Annotated in this window: 22 protein-coding genes and 1 tRNA gene; 16 read left to right on the top strand and 7 right to left on the bottom strand. The window is 73.0% G+C overall.

Annotated features, from left to right (window positions below; translation table 11 throughout):
- The first annotated feature begins 19 nt into the window (after positions 1-19).
- The 4 genes from Apa02nite_RS23910 to Apa02nite_RS23895 are packed head-to-tail and all read left to right on the top strand — an operon-like array spanning position 20 to position 3,406.
- A complete protein-coding gene (locus Apa02nite_RS23910; RefSeq protein ID WP_067684942.1) occupies positions 20-421 on the top strand; it encodes a 6-pyruvoyl trahydropterin synthase family protein in 402 nt (133 codons plus the stop codon).
- Positions 418-1,479: a glycosyltransferase family 4 protein gene (locus tag Apa02nite_RS23905; RefSeq protein WP_203826974.1), complete on the top strand. Its 1,062-nt coding sequence runs from the start codon at positions 418-420 to the stop codon at positions 1,477-1,479. The genes Apa02nite_RS23910 and Apa02nite_RS23905 overlap by 4 nt, the downstream gene beginning before the upstream one ends.
- Positions 1,476-2,240: a class I SAM-dependent methyltransferase gene (locus Apa02nite_RS23900; RefSeq protein WP_203826973.1), complete on the top strand. Its 765-nt coding sequence runs from the start codon at positions 1,476-1,478 to the stop codon at positions 2,238-2,240. The genes Apa02nite_RS23905 and Apa02nite_RS23900 overlap by 4 nt, the downstream gene beginning before the upstream one ends.
- A gap of 38 nt (positions 2,241-2,278) precedes the next feature.
- Positions 2,279-3,406, top strand: coding sequence for a lysylphosphatidylglycerol synthase transmembrane domain-containing protein (locus tag Apa02nite_RS23895; RefSeq protein WP_373873038.1), 1,128 nt, complete (start codon positions 2,279-2,281; stop codon positions 3,404-3,406).
- Positions 3,407-3,423: 17 nt separating this feature from the next.
- Here the strand turns inward: Apa02nite_RS23895 and Apa02nite_RS23890 are convergent, their stop codons facing one another.
- Positions 3,424-4,116 carry a RibD family protein gene (locus tag Apa02nite_RS23890; protein ID WP_203826971.1) on the bottom strand — a complete coding sequence of 231 codons (693 nt, stop codon included), beginning with the start codon at positions 4,114-4,116 and terminating at the stop codon, positions 3,424-3,426.
- Positions 4,117-4,202: 86 nt separating this feature from the next.
- Here Apa02nite_RS23890 and Apa02nite_RS23885 point away from each other — a divergent pair, with 86 nt between their 5' ends.
- From Apa02nite_RS23885 to recQ, 3 genes are all read left to right on the top strand, one after another.
- The gene (locus Apa02nite_RS23885) at positions 4,203-4,844 is read left to right on the top strand and encodes a GTP cyclohydrolase II (RefSeq protein WP_067684937.1); all 642 of its coding nucleotides are present in this window, start codon (positions 4,203-4,205) and stop codon (positions 4,842-4,844) included.
- Positions 4,845-4,929: 85 nt separating this feature from the next.
- Positions 4,930-6,924, top strand: a complete 1,995-nt coding sequence (locus tag Apa02nite_RS23880; RefSeq protein WP_373873035.1) for a SpoIIE family protein phosphatase — start codon at positions 4,930-4,932, stop codon at positions 6,922-6,924.
- A gap of 52 nt (positions 6,925-6,976) precedes the next feature.
- Positions 6,977-8,992 (top strand): DNA helicase RecQ, encoded by a 2,016-nt coding sequence (gene recQ / locus Apa02nite_RS23875; RefSeq protein ID WP_203826969.1) that lies wholly within the window; start codon positions 6,977-6,979, stop codon positions 8,990-8,992.
- Between the two features lie 7 nt (positions 8,993-8,999).
- Here recQ and Apa02nite_RS23870 read toward each other — a convergent pair whose 3' ends face one another.
- Positions 9,000-9,410: a VOC family protein gene (locus Apa02nite_RS23870; protein WP_067684933.1), complete on the bottom strand. Its 411-nt coding sequence runs from the start codon at positions 9,408-9,410 to the stop codon at positions 9,000-9,002.
- Between the two features lie 780 nt (positions 9,411-10,190).
- Positions 10,191-12,869 carry a pyruvate, phosphate dikinase gene (gene ppdK, locus Apa02nite_RS23865; protein ID WP_203826968.1) on the bottom strand — a complete coding sequence of 893 codons (2,679 nt, stop codon included), beginning with the start codon at positions 12,867-12,869 and terminating at the stop codon, positions 10,191-10,193.
- 193 nt (positions 12,870-13,062) lie between these two features.
- Here ppdK and Apa02nite_RS23860 point away from each other — a divergent pair, with 193 nt between their 5' ends.
- Positions 13,063-13,533, top strand: coding sequence for a hypothetical protein (locus Apa02nite_RS23860; RefSeq protein WP_203826967.1), 471 nt, complete (start codon positions 13,063-13,065; stop codon positions 13,531-13,533).
- Entirely contained in the window at positions 13,530-14,630 is a 1,101-nt protein-coding gene (locus Apa02nite_RS23855; RefSeq protein ID WP_203826966.1) for an MAB_1171c family putative transporter, read from the top strand. The genes Apa02nite_RS23860 and Apa02nite_RS23855 overlap by 4 nt, the downstream gene beginning before the upstream one ends.
- On the opposite strand, the gene Apa02nite_RS23850 is transcribed toward Apa02nite_RS23855, so the two are convergent.
- A complete protein-coding gene (locus Apa02nite_RS23850) occupies positions 14,572-14,982 on the bottom strand; it encodes a helix-turn-helix domain-containing protein (RefSeq protein ID WP_067684926.1) in 411 nt (136 codons plus the stop codon). The two genes, Apa02nite_RS23855 and Apa02nite_RS23850, sit on opposite strands and share 59 nt — an antisense overlap.
- A gap of 296 nt (positions 14,983-15,278) precedes the next feature.
- Positions 15,279-15,968 (bottom strand): hypothetical protein, encoded by a 690-nt coding sequence (locus Apa02nite_RS23845; RefSeq protein WP_203826965.1) that lies wholly within the window; start codon positions 15,966-15,968, stop codon positions 15,279-15,281.
- Positions 15,969-16,112: 144 nt separating this feature from the next.
- On the opposite strand from Apa02nite_RS23845, the gene Apa02nite_RS23840 reads away from it, so the two are divergent.
- From Apa02nite_RS23840 to Apa02nite_RS23815, 6 genes are all read left to right on the top strand, one after another.
- Positions 16,113-16,184: transfer RNA gene (locus Apa02nite_RS23840), tRNA-Lys, on the top strand.
- A 1-nt stretch (position 16,185) separates the two neighbouring features.
- Positions 16,186-17,964: a hypothetical protein gene (locus Apa02nite_RS23835; RefSeq protein ID WP_203826964.1), complete on the top strand. Its 1,779-nt coding sequence runs from the start codon at positions 16,186-16,188 to the stop codon at positions 17,962-17,964.
- Positions 17,961-18,305: a hypothetical protein gene (locus Apa02nite_RS23830; RefSeq protein WP_203826963.1), complete on the top strand. Its 345-nt coding sequence runs from the start codon at positions 17,961-17,963 to the stop codon at positions 18,303-18,305. The genes Apa02nite_RS23835 and Apa02nite_RS23830 overlap by 4 nt, the downstream gene beginning before the upstream one ends.
- An 86-nt stretch (positions 18,306-18,391) precedes the next feature.
- On the top strand, positions 18,392-19,852 hold the full coding sequence (locus Apa02nite_RS23825; protein WP_203826962.1) for an FAD-linked oxidase C-terminal domain-containing protein: 1,461 nt from the start codon (positions 18,392-18,394) through the stop codon (positions 19,850-19,852).
- A 97-nt stretch (positions 19,853-19,949) separates the two neighbouring features.
- On the top strand, positions 19,950-21,251 hold the full coding sequence (locus Apa02nite_RS23820; RefSeq protein ID WP_203826961.1) for an FAD-binding oxidoreductase: 1,302 nt from the start codon (positions 19,950-19,952) through the stop codon (positions 21,249-21,251).
- Positions 21,251-22,636 carry a (Fe-S)-binding protein gene (locus Apa02nite_RS23815; RefSeq protein ID WP_203826960.1) on the top strand — a complete coding sequence of 462 codons (1,386 nt, stop codon included), beginning with the start codon at positions 21,251-21,253 and terminating at the stop codon, positions 22,634-22,636. Before Apa02nite_RS23820 ends, Apa02nite_RS23815 begins: the two co-directional genes overlap by 1 nt.
- Positions 22,637-22,781: 145 nt before the next feature.
- On the opposite strand, the gene Apa02nite_RS23810 is transcribed toward Apa02nite_RS23815, so the two are convergent.
- A complete protein-coding gene (locus tag Apa02nite_RS23810) occupies positions 22,782-23,795 on the bottom strand; it encodes a DUF1932 domain-containing protein (RefSeq protein ID WP_203826959.1) in 1,014 nt (337 codons plus the stop codon).
- A 146-nt stretch (positions 23,796-23,941) separates the two neighbouring features.
- Between Apa02nite_RS23810 and Apa02nite_RS23805 the strand changes: the two genes are divergently transcribed.
- Positions 23,942-25,006 (top strand): cellulose binding domain-containing protein, encoded by a 1,065-nt coding sequence (locus Apa02nite_RS23805; RefSeq protein WP_203826958.1) that lies wholly within the window; start codon positions 23,942-23,944, stop codon positions 25,004-25,006.
- A gap of 229 nt (positions 25,007-25,235) precedes the next feature.
- Here the strand turns inward: Apa02nite_RS23805 and Apa02nite_RS23800 are convergent, their stop codons facing one another.
- On the bottom strand, positions 25,236-25,967 hold the full coding sequence (locus Apa02nite_RS23800) for a DUF6348 family protein (RefSeq protein WP_203826957.1): 732 nt from the start codon (positions 25,965-25,967) through the stop codon (positions 25,236-25,238).
- Positions 25,968-26,283 lie beyond the last annotated feature (316 nt).

The raw sequence follows: 26,283 nt of genomic DNA, 5'->3' as shown, positions 1-26,283 counted from the left end.
CGACCCGAGGAGTAAGCCCTTGTTCAGCGTCACCGTCCGGGACCACATCATGATCGCGCACAGCTTCTCCGGCGAGGTCTTCGGACCCGCGCAGCGGCTGCACGGCGCGACCTTCGTGGTCGACGCCACGTTCCGCCGCCCGGAGCTGGACCAGGACAACATCGTCGTCGACATCGGCCTGGCCAGCGAGAAGCTGCACGCCATCTGCGGCAGCCTGAGCTACCAGAACCTGGACGACGACCCGGAGTTCGCCGGCGTCAACACGTCCACCGAGTTCCTGGCGAAGCTGATCGCCGACCGGCTGGCCGTCCGGATCGGCGCCGGCGAGCTCGGCCCCGGCGCCACCGGACTGACCGGCCTCGAGGTCACCCTGCACGAGTCGCACATCGCCTGGGCGAGCTACGAGCGAACCCTGAGGTGATCTCTCCGCTCTACGCGGTGCTGCCGGCCGGCGTCGACGACCCGGCAGCACCCAGCGGCGGCAACCGCTACGACCGCGAGGTCCTCAACCACCTGACCGACAAAAACCCCGATTTGGTACGGGAAACGACCGTCCCCGGCAGGTGGCCACGCCCGGCCGCGTCCGATCGGGATCACCTCGCCCGGGTCCTCGGCGAGTTCCCCGACGGCGCCCTGGTGCTGCTCGACGGCCTGATCTGCTGCGGAGTCCCGGAGGTGCTGGAGCCGCACGCGGCCCGGCTGCGCCTGGTGATCCTGGTGCACCTGCCGCTCAGCGACGAGACCAGCCTCTCCGCCGAGGAGGCCGCCGAGCTGCGCACCCTGGAGGGCCGGGCCCTGCACCTGGCCACCGGGGTGATCGCCACCAGCGACCGGGCCGGCGCGCACGTGGCGGCGATGCACGACCTGCCGGTGGTCCACGTCGCCGCGCCGGGCGTCGACCGGGCCACCCCGGGTACGCCCTCGCCGACCGGCCACCGGCTGCTCTGCGTGGCGTCACTGGGCCCGCGCAAGGGCCAGGATCTGCTGCTCACCGCGCTGGAACAGCTCACCGACCGGTCCTGGGAGTGCACCTTCGCCGGGGCGGGCCGGGTGCCGCCGGTGCCCGCCACCCTGTCCGGCCGGGTCACCTTCACCGGGCCGCTGGCCGGTGGGGCGCTGGCCGCCGCGTACGAGAATGCGGATCTTTTTGTGCTCCCGTCGCGGGCCGAGACGTACGGCATGGTGGTGACCGAAGCCCTGGCACACGGCCTCCCGGTGGTGGCGACGGACGTCGGCGGGGTCGCCGAGGCGCTCGGCGCCGCCGAGGCCGGAGGACGGTCCGGCGTGCCCGGACGCCTGCTGCCCCCGGAGGATCCGGACCTGCTCGCCGCGACCCTGCGGACCTGGCTCACCGACGCCGCCCTGCGCGACGACTGGCGGGCCCTGGCCCGCGCCCGCCGGGAAACCCTGACCGGCTGGGACGAGACCGCCCGCCGGCTGGCCACGATTCTGAGAGACATCGAGGAAGGAACCGCATGACCGGAGAATTCAGCGCCGGATGGCTGGGCCTGCGCGAGCCCGCCGACGCCGACGCCCGCTCCCTGGAGCTGGTCGGGCTGCTGCCCCGCCCGGTCAAGGTGATCCGCGACCTGGGTTGCGGCACCGGCTCGCTGAGCCGCTGGCTGGCGCCGCGGCTGCCGGTCCCGCAGACCTGGATCCTGACCGATCTCGACCACGACCTGCTCGAGATCGCCGCGGACCGGATGCCGGAGGGCGCCACCCCGGCCATCGACGAGCGGAATGTGACCGCACTCACCCGGGACGACCTGGCCGGCGCCGACCTGGTCACCTGCTCGGCACTGCTGGACCTGCTGACCGCGGGCGAGGTGGACCGGCTGGTCGAGGTGTGCGCGCAGGCCCGGACGAACGCGCTGTTCACGCTCTCGGTCACCGGCGACGTGCGATTCACCCCGGAGGACCCTCGTGACCAGCGGGTCCGTGACGCGTTCAACGCGCACCAGCGCCGGGAGACCGGTGGCCGGGTGCTGCTCGGGCCGGACGCGCCGGACTACGCGACGGCGGCGTTCGAGAAGGCCGGCGCCCGGGTCGTCACCCGGGAGAGTGCCTGGCAGCTCGGTGCGGCCCGGCCGGAGCTGACCGCCGAGTGGCTGCGCGGCTGGTTCGGCGCGGCCGCCGAACAGGACCCTGACCTGCGCTCCGACGACTATCTCGCGGCTCGCCTGGCGGCGCTCCCGGAGGTCACGGTTGGGCACAAGGATGTTTTAGCGATCTTCGAGTGAACCTTGTCCGGGCGGTCCGGCGTACTAGTCCCTGAGGGATCGACGAGGGGACAAGACAAGTGAGCCGATCGTTCTGGGCATGGGTACGCCTGCTGGGCGGAGCCGGGATCATCGCGCTGGTGCTGTGGCGACTGGGCACCGGCGCGTTCCTGGACGGGCTGCGGGTGCTCGACGCCGGCACGCTCGCACTGGCCTTCGGGATCGGTGTGCTGACCACGGTGCTCAGCGCCTGGCGCTGGTGCCTGGTGGCCCGCGGCCTGGGCATGCGGCTGTCGCTGAAGGCCGCGACCGCCGACTACTACCAGGCGCTGTTCCTGAACGCGGCGCTGCCCGGCGGGGTGCTCGGCGACGTCGGCCGCGCGGTCTCGCACGGCCGCGACGAGGGCGACGTCGGCCGCGGGGTCCGCGCGGTGGTGCTGGAGCGGACCGCCGGACAGGTCGTGCTGCTGGTCGTCGGCGGTGTGGTGCTGGTCTCGGTGCCGTCCCCGGTGCTCACCCTGATCGGCGAGCACGGGACCGCGGTCGCGGCCGGTGCCGCGATCATCGCGATGATCACGTTGCTGGTGGTCGGTACCGTGCGGCGGATGAAGCGCGGCGGCTCGAAGCTGGCCGGCGCTGCCCGCACCGGCGCCGCGGAGATCCGCTCCGGTCTGCTGGCCCGCCGCAACTGGCCGGGTGTGCTGTTCGCCTCGGCCATGGTGCTGGCCGGTCACCTGGCGACCTTCCTGGTCGCGGCGCGGGTGGCCGGTAACGGCGCCTCGCTGCTGACCCTGGCCCCGATGCTGCTGCTCGCGCTGCTGGCCATGGGCATCCCGCTGAACGTGGGCGGCTGGGGCCCCCGCGAGGGCGTGCTGGCCTGGGCGTTCGGTGCGGCCGGGCTGAGCGCCGAGCAGGGCGTGACGATCGCCGTGGCGTACGGGATCTGTGCCTTCGTGGCGGCGGCGCCGGGCCTGGTCGTGGTCGTGGTCCGCGCGGTGCGGAAGGCCCGGCGGCCGGTGGCCGCGCCGAACCAGCCGGTGGCCGAGGCGATCCTGGAGGTCGCGGTGCAGACCGACTTCCGGGTACGGGCGACCGCCCCGGTCTCCCCCGCCGTCGTCATCTCCACGCCCGAGCCGGTCCGGATCCGCCGGACCACCGTGCGCCAGCCGGCGGGGGCCTCGGCTTGACCGAGCAGCCCGCCGGGTCAGCCCCCGTCGAAGCGGTCCGAGAGCGCGTATCGGAGCAGGACCACGTCGCCGATCTGGCGGACCTCGGCCAGCCGGGCGCGGTTCTTCGGGCCCGCCGGGAAGGCGCCGTCGTGCACGAACCGCGGCGCCCGCGAGTCACCGACGAAGAACGGCGCCACCACCAGCTGCAACTCGTCCGCGAGGTCGCGGGTGAGGAACTGGGTGTGCATGCTGCCGCCACCCTCGACCATCAGCCGGCGCACCCCTCGCGCGGCCAGGTCGGCACTGACCAGGTGGACGTCGACCGGGTCGCCGCCGTCGACCACGGTGGCCACCGCGCCGAGCCGTTCGCGCGCACCGGCCACGCTCGCGGTGGCGCAGTAGACCAGCTTCGCCGACTCGCCGGTGGCGAAGAACGCGGCGCCCGGATCCAGGTCGCCGCGCCCGGTGACGGTCACCTTGACCGGGTTCGCCGCCGTGCCGCGGGCCACCCGCGCCGCGCGGCGCCGCTCCGAGCGGACCAGCAGGCGGGGGTTGTCCTGGCGGATCGTCGTCGCGCCGACCAGGATCGCGTCGCACCCGGCGCGCTCCTCGTCGACGCGGTCGAAATCCGCGTCGTTCGAGAGGAGCAGCCGCTCCTCGGTGGTGTCGTCGAGGTAACCGTCGATCGACATCCCGCAACTCAACAAGGTGTAAGGACGCTCAGCCATCGTGCGTCCACGATAATCCGCGGTGTGCGGCGACCGATCTTCGGGCATTGCCTCTGCCACGGCGTCATGAAAAATGAGGAGGACCGATGTCAATGGCCACCGTCCGGCGTCAGGTGACCGTACCGCTGCGGTTTTCCGACGGATACGCCACTACTGCCCAGGTGATGACGTTCGACGGGCTGGCGGACGGCCGTGAGCACCTGGCGCTGGGCCTGGGTGACTGGCGGCGTGCGCTGACCAAGTCGGCGGCCGGCGGCCGGGCGCCGCTGGTCCGGCCGCACAGCGAGTGCCTGACCGGTGACGTGTTCGGCAGCCAGCGCTGCGACTGCGGCCCGCAGTTGCGCGAGGCCGCCGAGCGGATCACCGAGCAGGGCGGTTTCCTGCTCTACCTGCGCCAGGAGGGCCGCGGCATCGGGCTCTACGCCAAACTCGACGCGTACGCCCTGCAGGACGACGGGCTGGACACGTACCAGGCGAACCTGGCGCTGGGCCGGGGCGAGGACGAGCGGGACTACACCGCCGCCGCGCAGATGCTCCTCGCCGTCGGCGTCGACCGGATCCGGCTGCTCAGCAACAATCCGGACAAGGCGCTGCAGTTGGACGAGCTGGGCATCGAGGTGACCCAGCGGATCCCGACCGGGGTGCACGTGTCGGCGGCCAACGTCCGCTACCTGCGCACCAAGGCGTCGCACACGTCACACACCATCGAACTGCCCCTGGCGGAGTGACGCCGGGCTGCGCCTGGCGGCACCTGGCAGGGTGACGCCGGGTTCCTCCCGGCGGCATTTCCGGCACGATGGCATGGTGACGGACGTGAACATCCCGGAGGCGGGCGACCTGGACGCCATGGTGGCCGCGATCGACCACCTGCCGTTCATCGTCGCCGTCTTCGAGGGACCCGAGCTGCTGATGGTCGCCGCCAACGCGGCGACCCGCGCGGTGCTGCCCGGCCGCGACTTCCTCGGCCGCCCGTGCCGGGAGGTGCTCAGCGACCTGGTCGGGCAGCAGTTCGTGGACGCGTACCACGAGGTCTACCGGACCGGGGAGCCGATCACCGGGCGGCAGTGGCGGGCGCACCTGGACCAGCCGGACGGTTCGGTGCACGAGATGTTCGCGACGTTCACCATCGTGCCGTGGCTCGCCGCGGACGGGTCGGTGCGCGGCGTGATCGGCGCCGGGTTCGACGTCACCGAGCAGGCCCGGGCCCGGCAGGCCGCCGAGACCGAGGCGGATCGGCTGCGCCGGCGCTACGAGCAGAGCCGGGACGTGGTCACCGAGCTGCAGCGGGCGCTGCTGCCGTCCGGGTTGCCGGTGCTGCCCGGCCTGCAGATCGCGGCGAGCTACCTGCTCGCCGACGCGGACACCGCGGCCGGCGGCGACTGGTTCGACGCGATGGCCCGCCCGGACGGGCTCGTCGCGCTGGTGGTCGGCGACGTGGTCGGGCACGGCATCACCGCGTCCGGGACGATGGGTCAGCTGCGCGCGGTGCTGCAGGAACGCCTGGACGCCGGCGCCTCGCTCACCGAGGCGCTGGCCGCCGCCGACCGGTTCGCCCGGCGGGTCCCGGCCGCCCACGCGACGACGGTCTGCCTGGCGCTGCTCGATCCGGGCAGCGGGGAGCTGCTCTACTGCACGGCCGGGCACCCGCCGCCGCTGGTGGTGAGCGCGGCCGGCGAGACCCGGTTCCTGCCGGTGACCGGGGGCGCGCCGCTGGGCACCGGCGGGGCCTTCCCGGTCCGGCAGGACCGGCTGGAGCCCGGTGACCTGGTGCTGCTCTATTCGGACGGGATCCTGGAGCGGCCGTTCGTGGCGGATTCTCCGTCCTCTGCTCCGTCCGCTGCCTCGACTTCGTCCGCTGCCTCGACTTCGTCCGCTGCCTCGTCTTCGTCCGCTGCTGAGCTGGCTCGGGTGGCCGCCGACGCGGCGGCCGGGCGGGCGCTGCGTGACCCGTCGGCGACCGTGGCCGAGCGGGTCTGCGCGCAGACGATCGAGCTGCTGGTCAGGGCCGGTGGGCACGCCGACGACATCACGCTGCTGGCGGCGCAGCGGGTGACCGTCGTACCGGAGCTGGTCCTGGAGCGGGCGGCGGACCCGGCGTCGCTGCGCGGCATCCGCGTCGAGCTGGGCCGCTGGCTGACCGCGCTGGGCGCGGCCGAGCACGACGCGTTCGTGCTGCAGCACGCACTGGGCGAGCTGACCACCAACGCGATCGAGCACGCCTTCAGCGGGGTGTCCCCCGCTGCCACCGAACCCCGGACGATCGCGGTACGAGCCGTGCTCACCACCGCGGGCCGGGTCGAGGCGACCGTTTCTGATCACGGCGGGTGGCGCGCGCCGGAACGGCAGCCGATCCGGGGCCGCGGCCTGGCGCTGACCGCACAGCTGGTGGAGAGCCTGCGGGTGGAGCCGGGCGAGAACGGCACGGTGGCCACCGTCCGGCATCCGCTGAACCGGCCGGCCCGGCTGCTGACCGGCTTCGACGACGCGCCCCGGACGCCCGAGCCGGCCGTGCTGCTCATCGCCGAGCTGCCCGGCGACGACGAGACCCAGGTCCGGCTGGCCGGTCCGGTGGACGCCGCGTCGGCCACGCACGCCCGCCAGGAGCTGCTGCGCCGCAGCCGGGGCGGCGCCGTGCCGATGACCGTCGACCTGACCGGGGTGACCCACCTGGCCAGTGCCGGGGTGGCCGCGCTGTTCCAGATCGCCGAGCAGCACCACGACCAGAAGGCCGCGCTGACCCTGATCGCGGACCCGGGCAGCCCCGCCCGCGAGATCCTCGACCTGGTCGGCCTGCCGGTCACTCCTTAGGGTTGTGCACAGGGCTGGGCAGAATGTCGGTCGGGCTCTCTACTATCGCTGGGTGACCCCGGCTCCCCCGATCCCCGTTTCCAGCGCCACCGACGCGCTCAACCGCATCTTCGGTTACCCGGAGTTCCGCGGCCAGCAGCGCGAGATCGTCGAGCACGTGATCGACGGTGGCGACGCCCTGGTGCTGATGCCCACCGGCGGCGGCAAGTCGTTGTGCTATCAGATCCCGGCGCTGGTCCGGCCAGGCGTCGGCGTGGTGATCTCCCCACTGATCGCGCTGATGCAGGACCAGGTCGACGCGCTGCGCACGCTCGGCGTCCGGGCCGGCTTCCTGAACTCGTCGCAGGACTTCGAGGAGCGGCGCCTGGTCGAGGCCGAGTTCGTCGCCGGCGAGCTGGACCTGCTCTACGTCGCGCCCGAGGGCCTGGGCACCGCAGGTGTGCAGCGGCTGCTCGACCGCGGCAAGATCGCGCTGTTCGCCATCGACGAGGCGCACTGCGTCGCCCAGTGGGGCCACGACTTCCGGCCCGACTACCTCGCGCTCTCGATGCTGCACGAGCGCTGGCCGGACGTGCCGCGGATCGCGCTGACCGCGACCGCGACCACGGCCACCAAGGACGAGATCGCCGGGCGGCTGCAGCTGACCGAGGCGCGGCACTTCACCGCCAGCTTCGACCGGCCCAACATCCAATACCGGATCGTCGCCAAGAACGAGCCCAAGCGTCAGCTGCTCGAGCTGCTGCGCGCCGAGCACGCCGGTGACGCCGGCATCGTCTACTGCCTGTCCCGGGCGTCGGTCGACAAGCACGCGGCGTACCTGTCGGCGAACGGCATCCCGGCCCTGCCCTACCACGCCGGTCTGGACTCCCGGACCCGCGCGACCAACCAGTCCCGCTTCCTGCGCGAGGACGGCCTGGTCATGGTCGCCACGATCGCGTTCGGGATGGGCATCGACAAGCCCGACGTGCGCTTCGTCGCCCACCTCGACCTGCCGAAATCGGTCGAGGGCTATTACCAGGAGACCGGCCGGGCCGGCCGCGACGGGCTGCCGTCGACGGCCTGGCTGGCGTACGGGCTGCAGGACGTGGTGCAGCTGCGCAAGATGATCGACGGTTCGGAGGGCGACGTCGCGTTCCGTCGCAACGCCGGCCGGCACCTCGATGCGATGCTCGCCCTCTGCGAGACGGTGTCCTGCCGGCGCGGCCAGCTGCTGGCGTATTTCGATCAGGAAGCACCGTCGGCGTCGTGCGGCAACTGCGACAGCTGCCTGACCCCGCCGGAGTCCTGGGACGGCACGGTGCCGGCCCAGAAGCTGCTCTCCACGGTGCTGCGGCTGCAGCGCGAGCGGGGGCAGAAGTTCGGCGCCGGCCAGTCGATCGACATCCTGCTGGGCAAGCACACCGAGAAGGTCGCCCAGTTCCGGCACGAGGACCTGACCGTCTTCGGCATCGGCACCGACCTGCGCGAGGCGGAGTGGCGCGGCGTGGTCCGGCAACTGCTGGCCGGGGGTTATCTCGCGGTCGAGGGCGAATACGGCACGCTGGTGCTCACCGAGCGCAGCTCCGAGGTGCTGCGGGGCGAGGTCACCCTGATGATGCGCCGGGAGATCCCGTCCCAGCGGTCCCGGGGCGGTTCGTCCTCCGGGTCCGGCTCCCGCTCGTCGCGCACCCCGGCCGCCGCTCCCGCCGACTTCCCGGCCGAGGCCGAGCCGATGTTCGAGAGCCTGCGGGCCTGGCGGGCCTCGGTGGCGAAGGAGCAGGGCATCCCGCCCTACGTGATCTTCCACGACAAGACGCTGCGCGCGATCGCCGTGCTGTTGCCGTCCTCGTTGGACCAGCTCGGCACGGTCAGCGGCGTCGGCCAGAGCAAACTGACCAAGTTCGGCGACCAGGTCCTGGCCGTGGTCCGCGGCGAGGACCCGCCCGCGCCGGGCGGCGGTGAGCCGTCCTCGTCCGCCGGCGGTGAGCCGCCCTCATCCGGCGGCGGTGAGCCGCCCTCATCCGGCGGCGGGATCCCGCTGGATGAGGAGCCGCCCTACTACGACGAGGAGCCGCCCTACGAGGAGTGAGCCGCCGTCACTGGCCGCCGGCGACGTTGACCATCCACGGGACGCCGAACTTGTCGGTGAGCTGGCCGAACTCGTCGCCCCACATCTGCTTCTCGAACGGGACGGTGATCGAGCCGCCGTCGGCCAGTTTGTCCCAGAAGGCGCGCAGATCGTCGCTGCTGTCGCCGCTGAGGCTCACGGTGATGCTGCTGCCCGGGGTGAACGGCATCCCGGGCGGCATGTCGGAGGCCATCAGGGTGTAACCCTGCGGCGTGTCCAGCATCGCGTGCATCACCTTGTCCTTGAGCTCCGGGTCGGGCGAGCCGAACTCGCCGAACGTGTTGACCCGCAGCTCCCCGCCGAAGACCTGCTGATAGAACTCGATGGCCGCGCGGGCGTTGCCCTGGAAAGCCAGGTACGGGTTGAGTCGGGACGTCATCACAGGCTCCCTTGCCTTCGAACGATGTCCCCTCGGACGCTAGACCCGGCCACCGACATTTTTCGAGGGATCGACGCGGCGCTACCCCGGACGAGACCACCGGGAGGCAGATGACGGCGATCGTCGCGAACGGGACAAAAATCCCCAGCAAGATCAACTTCAAGATCACGATGTCGTGCGTCCGCCGGGGTACAGACCGCCGCTCCCGCCGGGACCCCTGCGGGGCCCGCAGGCCGCTGGCGCGTCCAAACCGCGACCCCCTCCGGGGCGACGTCCGCGTCCGGTAACGGTCACCCCCGGTCCCCGCCGTGCCCGCTCCCCCAACCGGCAGGCACCGCCAGTGGTCACGACCTTCCCGAACCCACCACAGCCGCTCGCCACCCAGCCCCAGCGAGCACCCACGGCCGCCACAACGGTCCCGAACCCACCGCCACAGCCAGCCGAGTGGGACCAGCTGGTCCTGACGGCCGTTAAACCAGCCGGAATACGGCCGCCAGAGCCAGCCGAGTGGGACGAGCTGGTCCTGACGGCCGTTAAACCAGCCGGAATACGGCCGCCAGAGCCAGCCGGGCAGCAACGCGCGCTGCTGCCGCCCCGGAACGCGGAACACCGCGTGGGACAGGTCGGACCGGGGGCTCGTCCGCCTGGTGGGTGCCATGGCGCGGACGAACCCCCGGTCCGAGGTGTGACGGGCGGCCCCGCTCTCCGCCGCGAAGTGGTCGCGGGGCCGCCCGGACGTGACCGGATGGCGAACCGCCACCCGTCCACGCCGGTTCTCGATCAGCGGTGGTCGGAGCCCTCCGACTCCACCGCCGCGCGGCCCGCCTCCAGGCGCGCGATCGGCACCCGGAACGGCGAGCAGGACACGTAGTCCAGTCCGACCTCGTGGAAGAAGTGCACCGAGTCCGGGTCGCCGCCGTGCTCGCCGCAGACGCCCAGCTTGAGGTCGGGGCGGGCGGCCCGGCCCTCCTCCGCGGCGATCCTCACGAGCCGGCCGACGCCCTCGACGTCGATCGACTCGAACGGGCTGATGCCGAAGATGCCGAGTTCCAGGTAGCGCCAGAAGAACGCGCCCTCGACGTCGTCCCGGGAGAATCCCCAGCCCATCTGGGTGAGGTCGTTGGTGCCGAAGGAGAAGAACTCGGCTGCTTCGGCGATCTGGCCGGCGGTCAGCGCGGCCCGGGGGACCTCGATCATCGTACCGATAAGGATCGTGACGCCGGAGTCGCCGACCACCTCGGCGATGATCTTCTCGGCCTCGGCGCGGACCGTCTCGAGCTCCTGCACCGCGCCGACCAGCGGCACCATGATCTCCGGTCGCGGGGTGCCGCCCTCGGCGGCGAGCGCCACCGCGGCCTCCGCGATCGCCCGGACCTGCATGCCGAACAGTCCGGGAATGACCAGGCCGAGGCGAACCCCGCGCAGGCCCAGCATCGGGTTCTGCTCGTGCATCCGGCGGACCGCGGCGAGCATCTGATCGTCCTTGCCGACCGGCCGGCCCAGCTCGTGCGCGACGGCCACCTTGACCGCGAGTTCCTCCAGCGACGGCAGGAACTCGTGCAGCGGCGGGTCGATCAGCCGGACGGTGACCGGCAGCCCGTTCATCTCCCGGAAGATCTCCAGGAAGTCGGCCCGCTGCAACGGCTGCAGCGCCGCGAGGGCCTGCGACCGGTCCGTCTCGGTACGCGCCAGGATCAGCCGTTCGACGAGCTCGCGCCGGTCGCCGAGGAACATGTGCTCGGTACGGCACAGCCCGATCCCCTGCGCGCCGAACCGCCGGGCCCGGGCCGCGTCGGCGCCGGTGTCCGCGTTGGTGCGCACCCGCAGGCGGCGCTTCTCATCGGCGTGCGTGAGGATCCGGTGCACCGCCGCGACCAGCGGCTCGTTGGCCAGTTGCGGGTCCAGGTCGCCCTCGAAGTACTGCACCACCTCGCTGGGCCGCACCGGCACCTCACCGAGGTAGACCCGGCCGGTGGTGCCGTCGATCGAGATGACGTCGCCCTCGTTGACGACCGTCTCACCCACCGTGAACGAGGACGCCGCGACCGACACCTCGTCGGCGCCGCAGACGCAGGTCTTGCCCATCCCCCGGGCCACCACCGCGGCGTGCGAGGTCTTGCCGCCGCGGCTGGTCAGGATGCCCTGCGCGGCGATCATGCCGGGCAGGTCGTCCGGGTTGGTCTCGCGCCGCACCAGGATGGCCGGCCGGCCCTCGGCCGCGACCTCGGTCGCCCGCTGCGAGGTGAAGACCACTTCGCCGTACGCCGCGCCGGGCGACGCGCCGACGCCCCGGGTCAGCGACGTGGGGTCGCCGCCGAGGTCGAAGCGCGGGAACATCAGCTGGCCGAGCTGGCTGCCGGTGACCCGGATCAGCGCCTCGTCGAGGTCGATCACACCCTCGTCGATCAGCTGGGCGGCGATGGTGAACGCGGCGGCGGCGGTGCGCTTGCCGACCCGGGTCTGCAGCATCCACAGCTTGCCGCGTTCGATGGTGAACTCGATGTCGCACAGGTCGCGGTAGTGGCCCTCGAGGGTCGCCATGATCTGCATCAGCTCGTCGTAGGAGCGCTTGTCCAGCTTCTCCAGCTCGGCGAGCGCGAGCGTGTTGCGGATGCCGGCCACGACGTCCTCGCCCTGCGCGTTGGCCAGGTAGTCGCCGTAGACGCCCTGCTCACCGCTGCCCGGGTCGCGGGTGAACGCGACGCCGGTGCCGGAGTCGGTGCCGAGGTTGCCGAAGACCATGGCGACCACGTTGACGGCGGTGCCCAGGTCGGCCGGAATGCGTTCCTGCCGGCGGTAGAGCACCGCACGGTCCGCGTTCCAGGACCGGAAGACCGCTTCGACCGCGAGGTCGAGCTGTTCGCGCGGATCCTGCGGGAAGTCGTGCCCGACATGTTTGGCAAACACTTTTTTGTACGCCGTGACAAGCGCCTTGAGGTCCTCCGCGCCGAGCTGGACATCGTCCTTGACGCCCTTGGCCACCTTCGCCTCGTGCAGCGCGTCCTCGAATTCGTGGCCCGGCACGTCGCACACCGTCTTGCCGAACATCTGGATCAGCCGGCGGTACGAGTCCCAGGCGAACCGGTCGTTGCCGCCGGCCTGCCGGGAGAGCCCGGCCACCGATTCATCGTTCAGTCCGACGTTGAGGACGGTCTCCATCATGCCCGGCATGGAGAACTTCGCGCCGGAGCGCACCGAGACCAGCAGCGGGTCGGCCGGGTCACCGAGCCGGCGGCCCATCGCCTGCTCCAGCCCGGCCAGGTGCGCGTCGACCTCGCCGGCCAGGCCGTCCACGTGCGTGCCGTGCCGCAGGTACTGCTGGCAGGCCTCGGTGGTGATGGTGAAACCGGGAGGCACCGGGAGGCCGAGGTTCGTCATCTCCGCGAGATTGGCGCCTTTGCCACCCAGCAGGTCTTTGAGGTCCTTGTTGCCCTCATGAAAGTCGTAGACGAACTTCATGCCGCACCCACCTCCGCCTAAGAATCCGCGGCTGAATACGTCCTTGCCCCGGGATTCGTAAGGCTAAGCATGGTTGAGGTGAATAGTTAACAGTCCCGTGGCTTTTTCCACACCGGCGCGGAGACGCGTGCTCGGATCACGCTCTCTCCGCGCAGTTATGAGCACCGAGCGAGGGCCGGGTACCGTTTCCGCAATGGAGGGTCTGCGCCGTCGTGCCGAGCGGCGGTTGCGTGGCATCCAGGTGCCGCACCCTTTCGATATCGACCTTTTCAGCGCTGAAGTGGCCGCCCGGCGCGGCCGCCCGCTGCACCGCCGGCCCCTGCTCGGCCTGAGCGCCGGCGCACCCTGCGGACTGTGGCTCGGCGGGCCCTCCGCCGACTACGTCTTCTACGACCCCGGCACCTCCCCGCTGCACGCCGAGCACATCGTGCTGCACGAGATCGCCCACATCCTGTGCGGGCACTCGGCCGGCCCGGGCCTCGCCCACCTCTTCCCCGACCTCGACCCGGCCCTGGTCGCCCGGGCGCTGGGCCGCAGCGGCCACACCACCGCCGACGAGCGCGAGGCGGAGATGCTGGCGTCGCTGATCCGTACGGCCGGCACGCCGGAGACCGACGACCCGCTGGGCCGGTTCGCCGCCGCGCTCGGGGTGCCCCCGTCGTGACCGTGCTGGCCGTCCTGCTCTGGGCGGTGGTGCTGGCCCGGCTGGCCCTGCTGCGCCGGGACCGGCGGCAGCGGCTGCTCTGGGGCAGCCTGTGCACCGGCGCCACCGCGATCACCATCGCGCTGCCCGCGCTGCAGAGCGGCCGGGACGTGCCCCTCGCCGCGCATCTCTGCGCGATCGTCGGCGCGCACCTGCTGCTCCGGCTGGTCTCGGCGGTGACCGGGGCCGGCCGGGCCGGTGTGCAGTGGGCGCTGGCCGGCGCGGTGCTGCTGGTCCTGGCCGTGACCGGCCGGCACGGGGTGCCGGCCAGCCCGGCCCGGCTCACCGCCGGCGTCACCCCGGTCGAGACGGTCTACTGGGTGGTCTTCGAGGGCTACCTGGTGACGGTGCTGGTCCTAGCCGGGTGGGCCTGCGCGACGGTCCGGCGGGCCGCTCCGGCCGGGGCGCTCCGCGGCGGGCTGCTGGCGATGGGCGCCGGGTGCCTGCTGCTGGCCGGGTTCGGCGCCGGCCGGCTGGTGCTGGTGCTGGCCCGCAGCGGCGGGGTGGCCGTGGACTTCACCGCCTGGGACCCGTGGCTCGGCGCCCTGCGCGGCGCCGGGCTGGTGCTCTTCGTGGCCGGCGGGGCGGCGCCCCCGGTCGCCCGGCTGCGGGCGGTGCTGGCGGCGTACCGGTCGTTGCTGGTGCTGCGGCCGTTGTGGGGCGCGGTCCGGCAGGCCTTCCCGCACGTGGTGCTGATGCGCCCAGCGCACTCCGCGCTGGCCTGGCCGGGCGCGGCCGGTGGGCGGCTGCGCGTCTACCGCCGGGTGATCGAGATCCGGGACGGGATGCTGGCGCTGCGCGAGCATCTGCCCGCCTGCCCGGCCGCCCCGCCCGGCGAGGACCCGGCGGTGACCGAGGCCCGGGCGCTGATCGAGGCGTTGCGGCGGCGCGCGCACGGCGAGCCGCCGGCCGACCCGGGCGGCAACTGGGCGCCGGTCGGGCCGGAGATGACCGACGAGGTGGTCTGGCTGTCCCGGGTGAGTGTGGCGTTCCGCGGCCTCAACCGGGCGGCTGCGGGCCGTGCTCGGCTTCCCAGACCTGCCGGATCGCCTCGCTGATCGCCTCCCGGCCGCGGGGCGACACGTCCGCGGCCCGCAACGCGATCTCGGTCACCCCGGCGGCCCGCAGGCTGCGCAGCAACGCCAGCTGCGCGTCCACCCCGGCAGCCACCTGGTCGTCGAGGAAATACGCCACCGGCACGCCGAAGTAGCCGGCCAGCGCGGTCAGGTGCTGCAGGGTCGGATTGTCCCGGCGCCCGGTGCGCAGCTGCCAGATGTAGGTGTGCGAGATCGGCACACCCTGCTTGTCCCGGATCGCCTCGGCGACCGTCATGTGACTGGGCTCACCGGTGGTGCGGAACAGCCGATCCAACTTCTCCGCGATGGAGAAGACCCCCTCCGTACCGGCCATTCCGCACCACCCCTGTCGCTCCCTCACGAACGCCATGAGCAGCGGCGCTGCCTCGCGGAAGGCAGGCCGATGCACATCCCCCGATGCCGGCGGTCATAAACTGAGGTTGATGAGCCAGGCATGAGCCTAGGCCACGGTTGAGCATCGCTCAAGGTCAGTCACTGAAGAGGGTCAATTCACGACCCGGGGCCTCTGTGGATCGTCGAGGCCGGAAATTAAGGGCGCCGCTGCGAATTCCACGGGGGAAGAACTCGCAACGGCGCACCGCGAACATTAGACCAACCGCGTCCGGCTGTCTATCCCACCCGCTGGACGACCGAGCCGACCAGCTTCTGCCAGTCGGCCTCGAAGCCGGCCGCGGACTCCGACTTGTTCAGCTGATAGATCGCGTAACTGTCCACCAGCACCACGTTGCGGCTGGTCAGCACGGCCACCGCGATGTCCGCGACACCGGGGTGCGAGGCCTCGTACTTCTTGTGCCGCACGAGCACGAACCCGGACCAACCGGTCTCGGCGAGCTCGCGCACCTCGACGCTCTCGGTGTAGGCAGGCTCGGACTTGTCCGAGGTGACCGTCGCCGGCACCGACAGCGTCGGCTGGCAGCCGTCGGCGACCGCGCGCAGCAGCGCCTGCCCGGCCTGCGCCGCCTTCTCGTCCGGATAGACCAGGGCGAGCTGCTCGAGGGTCTGCGCGCCGGTCTCGCCCTCGTCGGCGAACGACGAGGACACCGGGTCGGCGCCGGGCGGGATCGACGGCGGGGCCACCGTGCCGCCGCAGAAACTGACCATCTGCTGCGGGTCGGCGCTGGCCTCCGGCGCGGTCCAGGTCGGCCCGATGTCGGCGGCCTGCAGGAACGCGCCGCGCATGGTGGTCACGTCGATCCGGCCGGCGTCCGGCTTGTCGTCGTCGGAGGTGCAGCCGGCCACCGCGAGCAGGGCGAAGACGGCGGCCACGGCGACCCGGCGAGGTCTGGCGGTCACGAACATCCGGCCATCTTGGCACAGGTATTTCCGATCGCCGCCAGCCCGGACGGCACCATCGACAGGGCGTGACGCGGCACCCACCGAGGGCTGCGGAAAACCGGAGGCGACCGGCGACCGGGCACCGGTAGGGTCGCGTCCCGAACACCACGGCGTGTAGCTCAGCAGTAGAGCGCCCGGCTCTTTACCGGGAGGGGGCGGGGGCGGCACCCGCCACGCCGGCATGAACGAGATCGGCACCGCCTACCCGGAGCGCCGGCGCCGCCTGGCCGACGCGACCGCCACCTCCCACCTCGACCCGGAGACCCGGGAGCGGGCCCGGGCGAAGGCCGCCCGCTGGGCCGCCGCGATCAGCGCGATGGTGGGCGGGCGCGTCCGGACCGGCTCCCGAACCCCGGTCGCCGACCTGCCCGCCTGGGTCACCCTCGAGGTCCTGCACGGCGGTTTCACCACCGGGACGCCGCTGGCCGGCGGGCCGCTGCAACCCTGGGAGATCGCGTACGCGCGCAAGCACGGCCTGCCGCGCACCCGGGCGGCGATGTTCGAGCACCGGATCAGTGGCCGGCACCGTGACGGCTTGGACGCCCTGGCCGGCGCCCCGGCACACGTGGCGCTGCCCGAGGAGGCGGCGCTGCCGGTGATCGCCTGGTTGCGGCGCGCCGGCGACGAGCGGTCCGCGCTGAGCGCGCTGGCCCAGATCCATCCGTACGCCGGGGAGCTCCGCTTCGTCCCCGAGCCGCTCGCCGCGGGGCCGGTGCCCGGGCCGGAGACCGCGTGGCGCCAGCCGGTCGGTGTGGTGCGTGCCGCGCTCGAGCGCCGCCGGCCGAACCCGCGCGTCGAGTCGATGCGCGCCACCCTGGAGGTGTGGAACCTCCACGCCGACCGGGTGCTCGCGCTCTGGCTCCGCGCCCTCGTGGACGGCCAGCTGGTCGTACCCGGAAATGACGAATGGAACCGGGACGCGCGCGCCCTCCTGGCGGAACATCGCGACCTCGCGGCGACGTGTCCGCCGAGCCGGCGGCACGCCGGGCCGAAGGCGAACCTGACGGTGCTGCGGGTCGCCCTCGGTGACGTGCTGGCCGGCCGGGAGTGGCGCCGGGGCCTGGTGCGGACCGTGATCGACGACATGGTGCGCCGACGCGGCGCGCCGGGCAGCCCGGAGCACGCCGGCCTGCGTGCCCGGCAGGCCGGCGTCGCCGCGATCCCGCCGCACCACCTGGCCGCGCACGCCATCGCGGAGCGCCTCGCGACGCTGCCGCAACACACCGGCACGACCGAGATCGATCAGGTGCTCGCGGCCGTGGACGGTGTGCCGGACCGGGTCCGGGCGGTCGTGCGCCGGGCCATCGCCGCGCCGGTCGAGGAGCTGGTCGACGCCGGGCTGGTGTCCTCGGCCGAGGTGCTCGCCGGGCTGGCGCCGCGGATCGCCGCGCAGGCGGTGACCGCCGCCTACCCGGACCCGGACCTGCGCGCCCTGATGGCCGCGAACTACCTGGCCTTCCGCAACCGGCGCTCACTGCTGCTGACCGACCTGGGGTCGCAGGTCCGGCTCGAGGAGCTGCCCTGGGTGCGCACCGTCGAGGGCCACCGCGGCCCGGGCGGCGACAGCCGGGAGGCCGTGGTCACCGCGTTGCGGCGGCTGGGCGGGCTGACCCTGAGCGCGTTCCCGGGCACGCTGGTCCCGAACCCGATGGTCCGCGAGCTGTCCCAGCTCAGCCGGAGGCCGGGCTGGCGCTGCCCTGGGTGGAGGAGCTGGCCACGGACATTTTCGACGGCCGGTTCGTGGCGAAGTTCCCGCGCGCCGCCCAGATCGCCGGCGAGCTGCTCTTCGGCACGCTCTACGAGTGGTACTACCGGATCGACTACCGCGAGATCGCCACGATCAAGGTGGAGCGCGCCTACGGGCGGCCGAACGATCTCGACCCGCGGTTCGCCCAGATCTGCCGGGAGCGGGCCGGGACGACCTCGGGGTGGGGCTCGCCGGCCGAGAACGGGACGGTGATCGAGCAGGCCCAGATCCTCACCACCCACAACCTGGCGACGCTGGTCAAGGCCGGGGTGACGCTCGGCCCGGACGGCGCCGGACACTGCTTCGCGACGGCCCGGCGGCTGGCGGGCCGGCCGCTGGACCGGCGGGCGGTGAAGGACATCGCGTACGCCTGGCGTCAGATGATCTTCCATCTGTCGGTGACCGGTGACGCGGAGCGGTTCGTGGCCGGGCTGCCGGACGACGGACCGCTCGGCCCGGCCGTCGACGGGCTGCGCGCGGCGGTCCGCGGTGAGCAGGTGACGCCGTTCACCGGCTGGTCGGCGACCCGGCACTGGATGCTGCCGCCGCGCTGAGCCGGTTTCACCGGCGGACCGGCAACCGTCGCGCCGGGACCGGATCACCGTTAGCGTGGCGGTAGGCGTCGACGAGGAGGCCTGCGATGACCGGTATCGATGGACTGGCGGCCCGGCTGCGTGCCGGGATCGGCACCCAGCGGGTGCTCACCGACCGCCAGGAGCTGCGCACGTACGAATGCGACGGCCTGGCCCACTACAAGGTCATCCCGGCGCTGGTGGCCCTCCCGGTCACCGCCGCGCAGGTCGCCGCCGTGGTCCGGGCCTGCGCCGCGACCGGCACCCCGTTCGTCGCCCGCGGTTCCGGCACCGGGCTGTCCGGCGGTGCCCTGCCACACGCCGACGGCGTGCTGATCGTGACGTCCCGGCTGCGCGAGATCGTCGAGGTCCGGCCGGAGGACGAGCGCGCCGTCGTGCAGCCCGGGGTGATCAACCTGGACGTCACCAAGGCCGCCACGCCGCACGGCTACTACTACGCCCCCGACCCGTCCAGCCAGCAGATCTGCTCGATCGGCGGCAACGTCGCGGAGAACTCCGGCGGCGCGCACTGCCTGAAGTACGGCTTCACCACCAACCACGTCACCGGCCTGGAGGTGGTCACCCCGGACGGCGAGCGGGTCCGGCTGGGCGGCACCGCACCGGACACCCCGGGGTACGACCTGCTCGGCGTGTTCGTCGGCTCGGAGGGCACGCTCGGGGTGGCCACCGAGGTGACCGTCCGGCTGACCCGGCTGCCCGAGACGGTGCGCACCCTGCTCGCCGCGTTCGGCTCCACCGACCAGGCCGGCGCCGCCACCTCGGCGATCATCGCGGCCGGTGTGGTGCCGGCCGCGATCGAGATGATGGACGCGCTCGCCATCGAGGCCGCCGAGGCCGCCGTGCACTGCGGATACCCGGCCGGCGCGGGCGCCGTCCTGATCGTCGAGCTGGACGGACCGGCGGCCGAGGTGGACGCGCAGTTCGACGAGGTCAGCGCGCTCTGCACGGCGCACGGCGCGTTCGAGACCCGGGTCGCGGCCGACGACGCCGAACGGGCGCTGATCTGGCGGGGCCGCAAGTCGGCGTTCGCCGCGGTCGGCCGGATCAGCCCGGACTACATCGTGCAGGACGGCGTGATCCCGCGGACCGCGTTGCCCGAGGTGCTGCGCCGGATCGGCGAGGTCGCCGACGGGCACGGGGTGCGGGTGGCGAACGTGTTCCACGCCGGCGACGGCAACCTGCATCCGCTCGTGCTCTTCGACGCCGAGGTGCCCGGCCAGGCCGAACGCGCCGAGACGGTGTCCGCGGCGATCCTCGACCTGTGCATCGAACACGGCGGCTCGATCACCGGCGAGCACGGCGTCGGTATCGACAAGGCGAAGTACATGCCGCGGATGTTCACCGACGCCGATCTGGACACCATGCAGCTGCTGCGGTGCGCGTTCGACCCGGACGGGCTGGCGAATCCGGGCAAGGTGTTCCCGACGCCACGGTTGTGCGGCGAACAGCCGGGCCGGCGGCAGGGCACCCACCCCCTGCAGTCCTCCGGCGTAGCGGAGATCTTCTGATGCCCCCGCCGCCCGTGATCCTCTCCCGCACCGCACCCTTCCCCCCGGCCATGACCGGTTCGCTCACGGCGCCGCCGGTGCCCTGGAGCGCCGGCTGATGGCTGCGCTCGACGAGCTGACGACGCCGGCCGGGGACGACGACGTGGTGGGCGGGGTTCCGGCCCGGCTGGTCGCGGCACCGCGGGACACCGCGGAGGCGGCTGCGCTGGTCACGGCCGCGCGGGGCCTGAGTGTGGTGATCCGGGGCGGCGGCACCAAGCTGGACTGGGGCCCGCCACCGCGCGACCTCGACCTGATCATCGACACCCGGCGGCTGACCGGTGTGGTCGAGCACGCCGCCGGCGACCTGATCACCGTGGTCAGGGCCGGCACCCCGATGGCCGAGCTGCACCGGCTGCCCGGTCAGCAGCTCGCGCTGGACGCGCCACCGGCGGCGACGGCCGGGGGCACTGTCGCGGCGAACGCGTCCGGTCCGCGCCGGCTGCGCTACGGGACGGCCCGCGACCTGCTGATCGGGATCACCGTGGTCCGGCCGGACGGAACGGTCACCAAGGCGGGCGGCAAGGTCGTCAAGAACGTCGCCGGTTATGACCTGGGCAAGCTCTACACCGGCGCCTTCGGCACCCTCGGGCTGATCACCGCCTGCGTCTTCCGGTTGCATCCGGTGCCGGCCGCTTCCGCTTTCGTACGGGCGGCAGCCCCGCCCGGTCACGCCGCGCGAGTCCTGGCCGGGCAGTTCGCGGCGAGTGCCCTCGAAGTCAACGCGGAGCCGGGCGCGGAGCCGGAGCTGGCCGTGCTGCTCGAGGGGACACCGGCCGGGGTGCGGGAACGGGCGGCCGCCGTGGCCGCGGTGCTGGACGGCGAGGTGTCGGCGGAGCCGCCGGAGTGGTGGGACGTGCTGCCCTGGGCGCCCGACGGCCTGGGCGTGAAGCTGACCGGCGCGTTGTCGCAGGTGCCGGCGCTGGTGGCGACGGCGGTGGGCGCGGGCGCGACGGTGCGGGGGTCGGCCGGGACGGGGGTGCTCTACGCGGGCTTCCCGGCGGCCGGCACTCCCCCGGGCTCCTCACCGTCCTCCGCGTCGCCGTCTTCCGCGCCGCCGTCCTCTGCGTCGCCGTCTTCCGCGTCGCCGTCGGGCGCGTCGCCGTCTTCGGGGGTGGCTTCCTCCCGGGCGCCCTTGTCGGCGTCGGGGGTGGTGGAGGCCGGGCGGGCGGTGGAGCTGTTGCGGGCCGCGGCGATCCGGGCCGGTGGGCACGCCGTCGTGCTGACCGCGCCGGCCGGGGTGCGCGACACCCTCGACATGTGGGGGCCGGTGCCGGGGCTCGAGCTGATGCGCCGGGTCAAGGACCGGTTCGATCCGGAGCACCGGTTCGCGCCGGGCCGATTCGTGGGAGGCATCTGATGGCAGACCTGGACGCCACCCGAGGCACCGGGTCCGGCCTGCCCGACGCGCTGCGGGCGGCCGGGAACGCGGGCGCGGCGGGCGCGGCGGGCGCTTTCGACGATCATCACCGGCCGCGGGCCGACCAGGTGGCGGACTGTGTGCACTGCGGGTTCTGCCTGACCACCTGCCCGACCTACGTGCTGTGGGGCGAGGAGATGGACTCGCCGCGTGGCCGGATCCACCTGATCGCGCAGGGGCTCGAGGGTGAACCGCTGAGCACGTCGATGGTCACCCACGTGGACCGCTGCCTCGGCTGCATGGCGTGTGTGACCGCGTGCCCGTCCGGGGTGCGCTACGACCAACTGATCGAGGACACCCGCTCGCAGGTGGAACGACGCCATCCCCGTGGCGCACGGGACCGGGCACTGCGGGCGGCGATCTTCGCGCTGTTCCCGTATCCGCGACGGTTGCGGTTGCTGCGCGGGCCGCTGTGGGCGTACCAGAGGTCGGGCCTGCAGGCGCTCATCGGTCGTACACAATTGTTGGAACGTCTCGCACCGACTCTCGCGACCTTGGATGCTCTCGCGCCGCGGCTGCGCGGCGTGCCGCGGCCGCCGCGCCGGGTCGCCGCCCACGGTGACCGGCGGGCGGTGGTGGGCATGCTGACCGGTTGTGTTCAGTCGGCGTTCTTCCCGGACGTCAATGCCGCAACGGTACGGATCCTCGCCGCCGAAGGCTGTGACGTGCTGATCCCTCCCGGCCAGGGCTGTTGCGGGGCGCTGAGTGTGCACAACGGACGGCGCGCCGAGGCGGAGCGGTTCGCCCGGCGGCTGATCGACACGTTCGAGCGGTCCGGCATGGACTATTTCGTGGTCAACGCGGCCGGGTGCGGGTCATCCCTGAAGGAATACGGCGCACTGCTCGCGGACGATCCGGCGTATGCGACGCGGGCCGCCACGTTCGCCGCGAAGGTACGGGACCTGGCCGAGCTTCTGATCGAAATCGGACCAGTCGCGGAACGGCACCCGCTGCCGGTGACGGTCGCCTATCACGACGCCTGCCATCTCGGGCACGCTCAGGGGATCCGGGCGCAGCCACGCACGCTGCTACGCGGTGTCCCCGGCCTGGAACTGCGGGAGATCGCCGACCCGGAGATCTGCTGCGGATCGGCCGGGGTGTGGAACGTGCTGAACCCGGAGCCGGCCGCGGCACTCGGCGACCGCAAGGCCGCCGCGGTCCTGGCCACCGGCGCGTCGCTTCTGGTCACCGCGAACCCGGGCTGCCTGATGCAGGTCGCGGCGGCGGTCCGGCGGCAGGGCGGCGAGATCGCCCTGGCACACACCGCGCAGGTCCTCGACGCGTCGATCTGCGGTCTGGGCCCAGCCGCCCTGACGGACCGCTGACCACGCCCCCTGTCCATCATTCGAGGCCGGCGCGGTTTCTCCGCCCGCATGCCGCGCGTGAATGGCGCTCGACCTTCTCCCAAGGGGAAGGTTCACGCTGGTGGTAGCGGCGGATCCGGGATCGGGTCCGGTGGAGGCCGCGCGATCAGCGGGAGGTGAGGCGGTTGACGATCTCGGCGGGCGGGAGGTCGCCGGTGGATTCCGGGGCGCCCTGGGCGAGCGGGGTGGTGGCGATGTCGGCGTAGACGTCCGCGAGGGCCTGGAACAACGCGGGGGTCAGTCCGGCGCCGGCCTGGGTCGCGGCGATCTCGCGCATCTCGTCGACGAAGCGGGCGGCCTTCGTCGCGGAGCGGGCGATCCCGGCCGATCCGGTGAAGCCGTTGCGCGCCAGGTCCGCGAGCACCGGGTCGAGCACGCCGTGGTGTCCGGCGGTGCGCAGCGCCTGGGTGAGCAGCGCGGTCAGGCCCTTGTAGACACCGGCGGTGCACATCTTCAGGGCGCTGGCGGTGCCGATCTCCGGGCCGAGGACAACCGGTTCGACCTGCCCGTCCCAGGGCAGCGCGGCGACCTCGGCGGCCCGGAGCCCGGACAGGTAGACGTGCGCGCCAGGCGCGGTGGTCGGCGGCGGCCCGGAGATCGACCCGTCCACGACCGGCAGCCCGTCCAGCGCGCGGGCGATCACGGCCATCGTCTCCGGCGAGACCGCGTTGAGGTCAGCCACAACCGGCAGCCCAGCGCCCGCCCCACGGCCCGAGCCACCGCCAACCTGCTGGCCCGAGCCACCGCCAACCTGCTGGCCCGAGTCACCGCCGGCCTCGCGGCTTGGGTCGGTGATTGCGTCGCGGGCCGAGCTTGTGCCGGACCCGCGGGTCGAGCCGGCGCTGGGGTCGGCGTGCAGGCCTGCGGCACGGGCTGCGGTGGCGATGGCGTGGGCGGTGGCGACGGCCTGGCCGGGCGGGACCACCGAGAGGATCACGTCGCTGGCGGCCAGCACGGCGGCGAGGCTCGGCAACACCTCCAGGCCGGCGTCGGTGGCGAGCCGGGCGCTGCGGGCGGAGCGGCCGTCCAGGGTGGTCACCACGCGGGCGCCGCCCGTGCGCAGTGCCTGGCCGAGCCCGGCGCCCATGAAGCCGGGACTCACGATCCCCACGGTTGTCATCCCCCGATTCTGACCGAGGCCACCGACCGCTCTCCCCGGAGGACCGGCACCATCGGGCACCCATTGATATACATTGATGGGAGCGCTCCCAGGCCATGCGCTCCACCGCGCGTGCGCCGCCATCGCTTCCGTTCGGAGGTACCACCATGCAACGACGAAGGCTGGCCGTCCTCGCCAGCGTCTGCACCCTCGTCACCGGCGCCCTGTTCGCGACCGCCACCAGAGCGGACGCGGCGACCGGATGCTCCGTGAAGTACACCGTCTCCAGCCAGTGGCCGGGCGGCTTCGGCGCCGCGGTCGAGGTCACCAACCTCGGTGATCCGGTGACCTCGTGGTCGCTGACCTTCACGTTCGCCGCCGGGCAGAGCATCACCCAGCTCTGGAACGGCTCGGTGAGCCAGTCCGGGACGGCCGTGACCGTACGAAATGCGTCCTGGAACGGAGCGGTCGCGACCGGCGGCATAACCTCGTTCGGTTTCAACGGCGCCTGGACCGGCACGAACCCCGTGCCCACCGCCTTCGCCCTGAACGGGGCGGCCTGCACCGGCACGGTGACCCCGTCGGGCACGCCGTCGGGCACCCCGTCCTCGACACCACCGGCCGGCGCGAAAACCAAGATCATGGCGCTCGGTGACTCGATCACCGGCTCGCCGGGCTGCTGGCGTGCGCTGCTCTGGCAGAAGCTCCCCGCCGAGCAGGTCGACTTCGTCGGGACGCTGCCCGGTCAGGGCTGCGGTTTCGCGTACGACGGTGAGAACGAGGGGCACGGCGGCTACCTGGTCACCAACGTCGCGAGCCAGAACCAGCTGGTCGGCTGGCTCGCCGCGACCGGGCCGGACGTGGTGCTGATGCACTTCGGCACGAACGACGTGTGGAGCAACCTGCCCACCGCGACGATCCTGTCCGCGTACACCACCCTGGTCGGCCAGATGCGGGCCGCCAACCCGGGCATGAAGATCCTGGTCGCGCAGATCATCCCGATGAACCCGTCGACCTGCGCCGAGTGCGCGCAACGGGTGGTCACCCTGAACGCCGCGATCCCGGCCTGGGCCGCCGGCCTGACCACGACCGCGTCACCGATCACCGTGGTGGACCAGTGGACCGGTTTCGACACGGCCACCGACACCTACGACGGCGTGCACCCCAACGACGCCGGCAACGTCAAAATCGCCAACCGGTGGTACCCGGCGCTCGACGCCGCGCTCCCGTGACCGTTCCTGCCCCTCGTTCCTGACCGTCCCCGGCCGCCCGGCCTTCCCCTTGACCGCCTTCCGCAACCGGCGGGCTCGGCCCTGCCTGCGCGGGCCGGCCGGGGCCGGTTGGGCCGGGTCGGCCGGGCAGGTCGGCCCGCGCCGGGTCGGTTGGGCCGGTCGGGTCGGTCGGGTCGGCCGGGTCGGTTGGGTCGGTCGGCGTGGTCGGGTCCTTGGCGGGCGGCGGGAGTCAGGTTCGGTGGACGGCGACGGCGTAGAAGCGGGCGAACGCCGCGTCGGTCACCGTGGGCCAGGGCAGGGCGGCCATCGCCGCGGTCGCCGCCTCGACCACCTCGCCGTTGACCCGCACCTCGGCGGTCAGCGAGTCCGGAGTGACACAGAGGAACACCTTGACGCCGTTGTTCTGCTCCCGGTCGAGGGCGGGAAGCAGCTGCGGCGCGATCGTCCGGAGCAGCAGGTGACCGAGCATCGCGTCCTGTACCGCCGTGGCGCTCGGCTCGTCCGGTCCATACGCGACCACCTCGGAGATGAGCGTGTGCCAGCCCGGCAGCCCGGCCGGGTCGTCCTCGTCGAAGTGACCGGCGAACTCACCGGACCCGCCGGCCGCCATCTCCAGGAAGCACGCGCCGGACGTCTGCTTCCAGATGTCCAGCGCCACGCCGAGGGCCTCACGCGGTTCGCCGAAGCCGCTGACACAGTCCTCGATCAACCCCTCACCCGCGCGGTCGAGCCGAGTGGAGAACGCCAGATCGAAGTGGTTGTCGTGCGGCGTGTGATTCGGCAGCGCCATCACCGCCCACGGCACGTGCCGACCGAGCAGCATGCCGTTCTTGACCACGGCAGGCGCGGCGAGGTCCGGCGCCAGCTCCCTGATCGTCTCGCGGACCTGCCACATGATCTCGTCATCCGACGGCCGGCCGGTGGGATCCGGCTGCGCGGGCCGGCGCCTTCTCCAGAACACCGGCCCACCCTAAAGATCTCCCCCCATTCCCGCCAGCAACAGAGGTCGAGCCACCGCGAATCCCCACGCAACGCGGCTAGCGCTCCGCCCGCAACCCCACCCGCACCCGCACCCGCACCCGCACCCGCACCCGCGAGCAACGACGGGGCGCCCACCGCCCGCAGTCATCGTTGCGCGGAGCCACCGCCCGCACAGGGCCGGCAGAAGTCCGCGATCACCCTGCCGACGGCGCAGGGGCGCACGATGCCCGATCGGCTGCGCCTACCGCTGCCGGGCAGGGCGGTGCGAGTCCGCGTTGCCAGATCGCGTGCGGCTA

It is taken from the genome of Actinoplanes palleronii, from assembly GCF_016862315.1.
Classification (GTDB): Bacteria; Actinomycetota; Actinomycetes; order Mycobacteriales; family Micromonosporaceae; genus Actinoplanes; species Actinoplanes palleronii.
This window is presented reverse-complemented; position numbering and strand designations above follow the sequence as displayed.

Excerpts from the sequence above, each read along its gene's own strand:
- Apa02nite_RS23900 (WP_203826973.1), top strand. The coding sequence starts at position 1,476 with ATGACCGGAGAATTCAGCGCCGGATGGCTGGGCCTGCGCGAGCCCGCC.
- Apa02nite_RS23890 (WP_203826971.1), bottom strand. The coding sequence starts at position 4,116 with ATGGCTGAGCGTCCTTACACCTTGTTGAGTTGCGGGATGTCGATCGAC.
- Apa02nite_RS23885 (WP_067684937.1), top strand. The coding sequence starts at position 4,203 with ATGTCAATGGCCACCGTCCGGCGTCAGGTGACCGTACCGCTGCGGTTT.
- Apa02nite_RS23870 (WP_067684933.1), bottom strand. The coding sequence starts at position 9,410 with ATGACGTCCCGACTCAACCCGTACCTGGCTTTCCAGGGCAACGCCCGC.
- ppdK (WP_203826968.1), bottom strand. The coding sequence starts at position 12,869 with ATGAAGTTCGTCTACGACTTTCATGAGGGCAACAAGGACCTCAAAGAC.
- Apa02nite_RS23860 (WP_203826967.1), top strand. The coding sequence starts at position 13,063 with ATGGAGGGTCTGCGCCGTCGTGCCGAGCGGCGGTTGCGTGGCATCCAG.
- Apa02nite_RS23850 (WP_067684926.1), bottom strand. The coding sequence starts at position 14,982 with ATGGCCGGTACGGAGGGGGTCTTCTCCATCGCGGAGAAGTTGGATCGG.
- Apa02nite_RS23845 (WP_203826965.1), bottom strand. The coding sequence starts at position 15,968 with ATGTTCGTGACCGCCAGACCTCGCCGGGTCGCCGTGGCCGCCGTCTTC.
- Apa02nite_RS23835 (WP_203826964.1), top strand. The coding sequence starts at position 16,186 with ATGAACGAGATCGGCACCGCCTACCCGGAGCGCCGGCGCCGCCTGGCC.
- Apa02nite_RS23825 (WP_203826962.1), top strand. The coding sequence starts at position 18,392 with ATGACCGGTATCGATGGACTGGCGGCCCGGCTGCGTGCCGGGATCGGC.
- Apa02nite_RS23820 (WP_203826961.1), top strand. The coding sequence starts at position 19,950 with ATGGCTGCGCTCGACGAGCTGACGACGCCGGCCGGGGACGACGACGTG.
- Apa02nite_RS23815 (WP_203826960.1), top strand. The coding sequence starts at position 21,251 with ATGGCAGACCTGGACGCCACCCGAGGCACCGGGTCCGGCCTGCCCGAC.
- Apa02nite_RS23810 (WP_203826959.1), bottom strand. The coding sequence starts at position 23,795 with ATGACAACCGTGGGGATCGTGAGTCCCGGCTTCATGGGCGCCGGGCTC.
- Apa02nite_RS23805 (WP_203826958.1), top strand. The coding sequence starts at position 23,942 with ATGCAACGACGAAGGCTGGCCGTCCTCGCCAGCGTCTGCACCCTCGTC.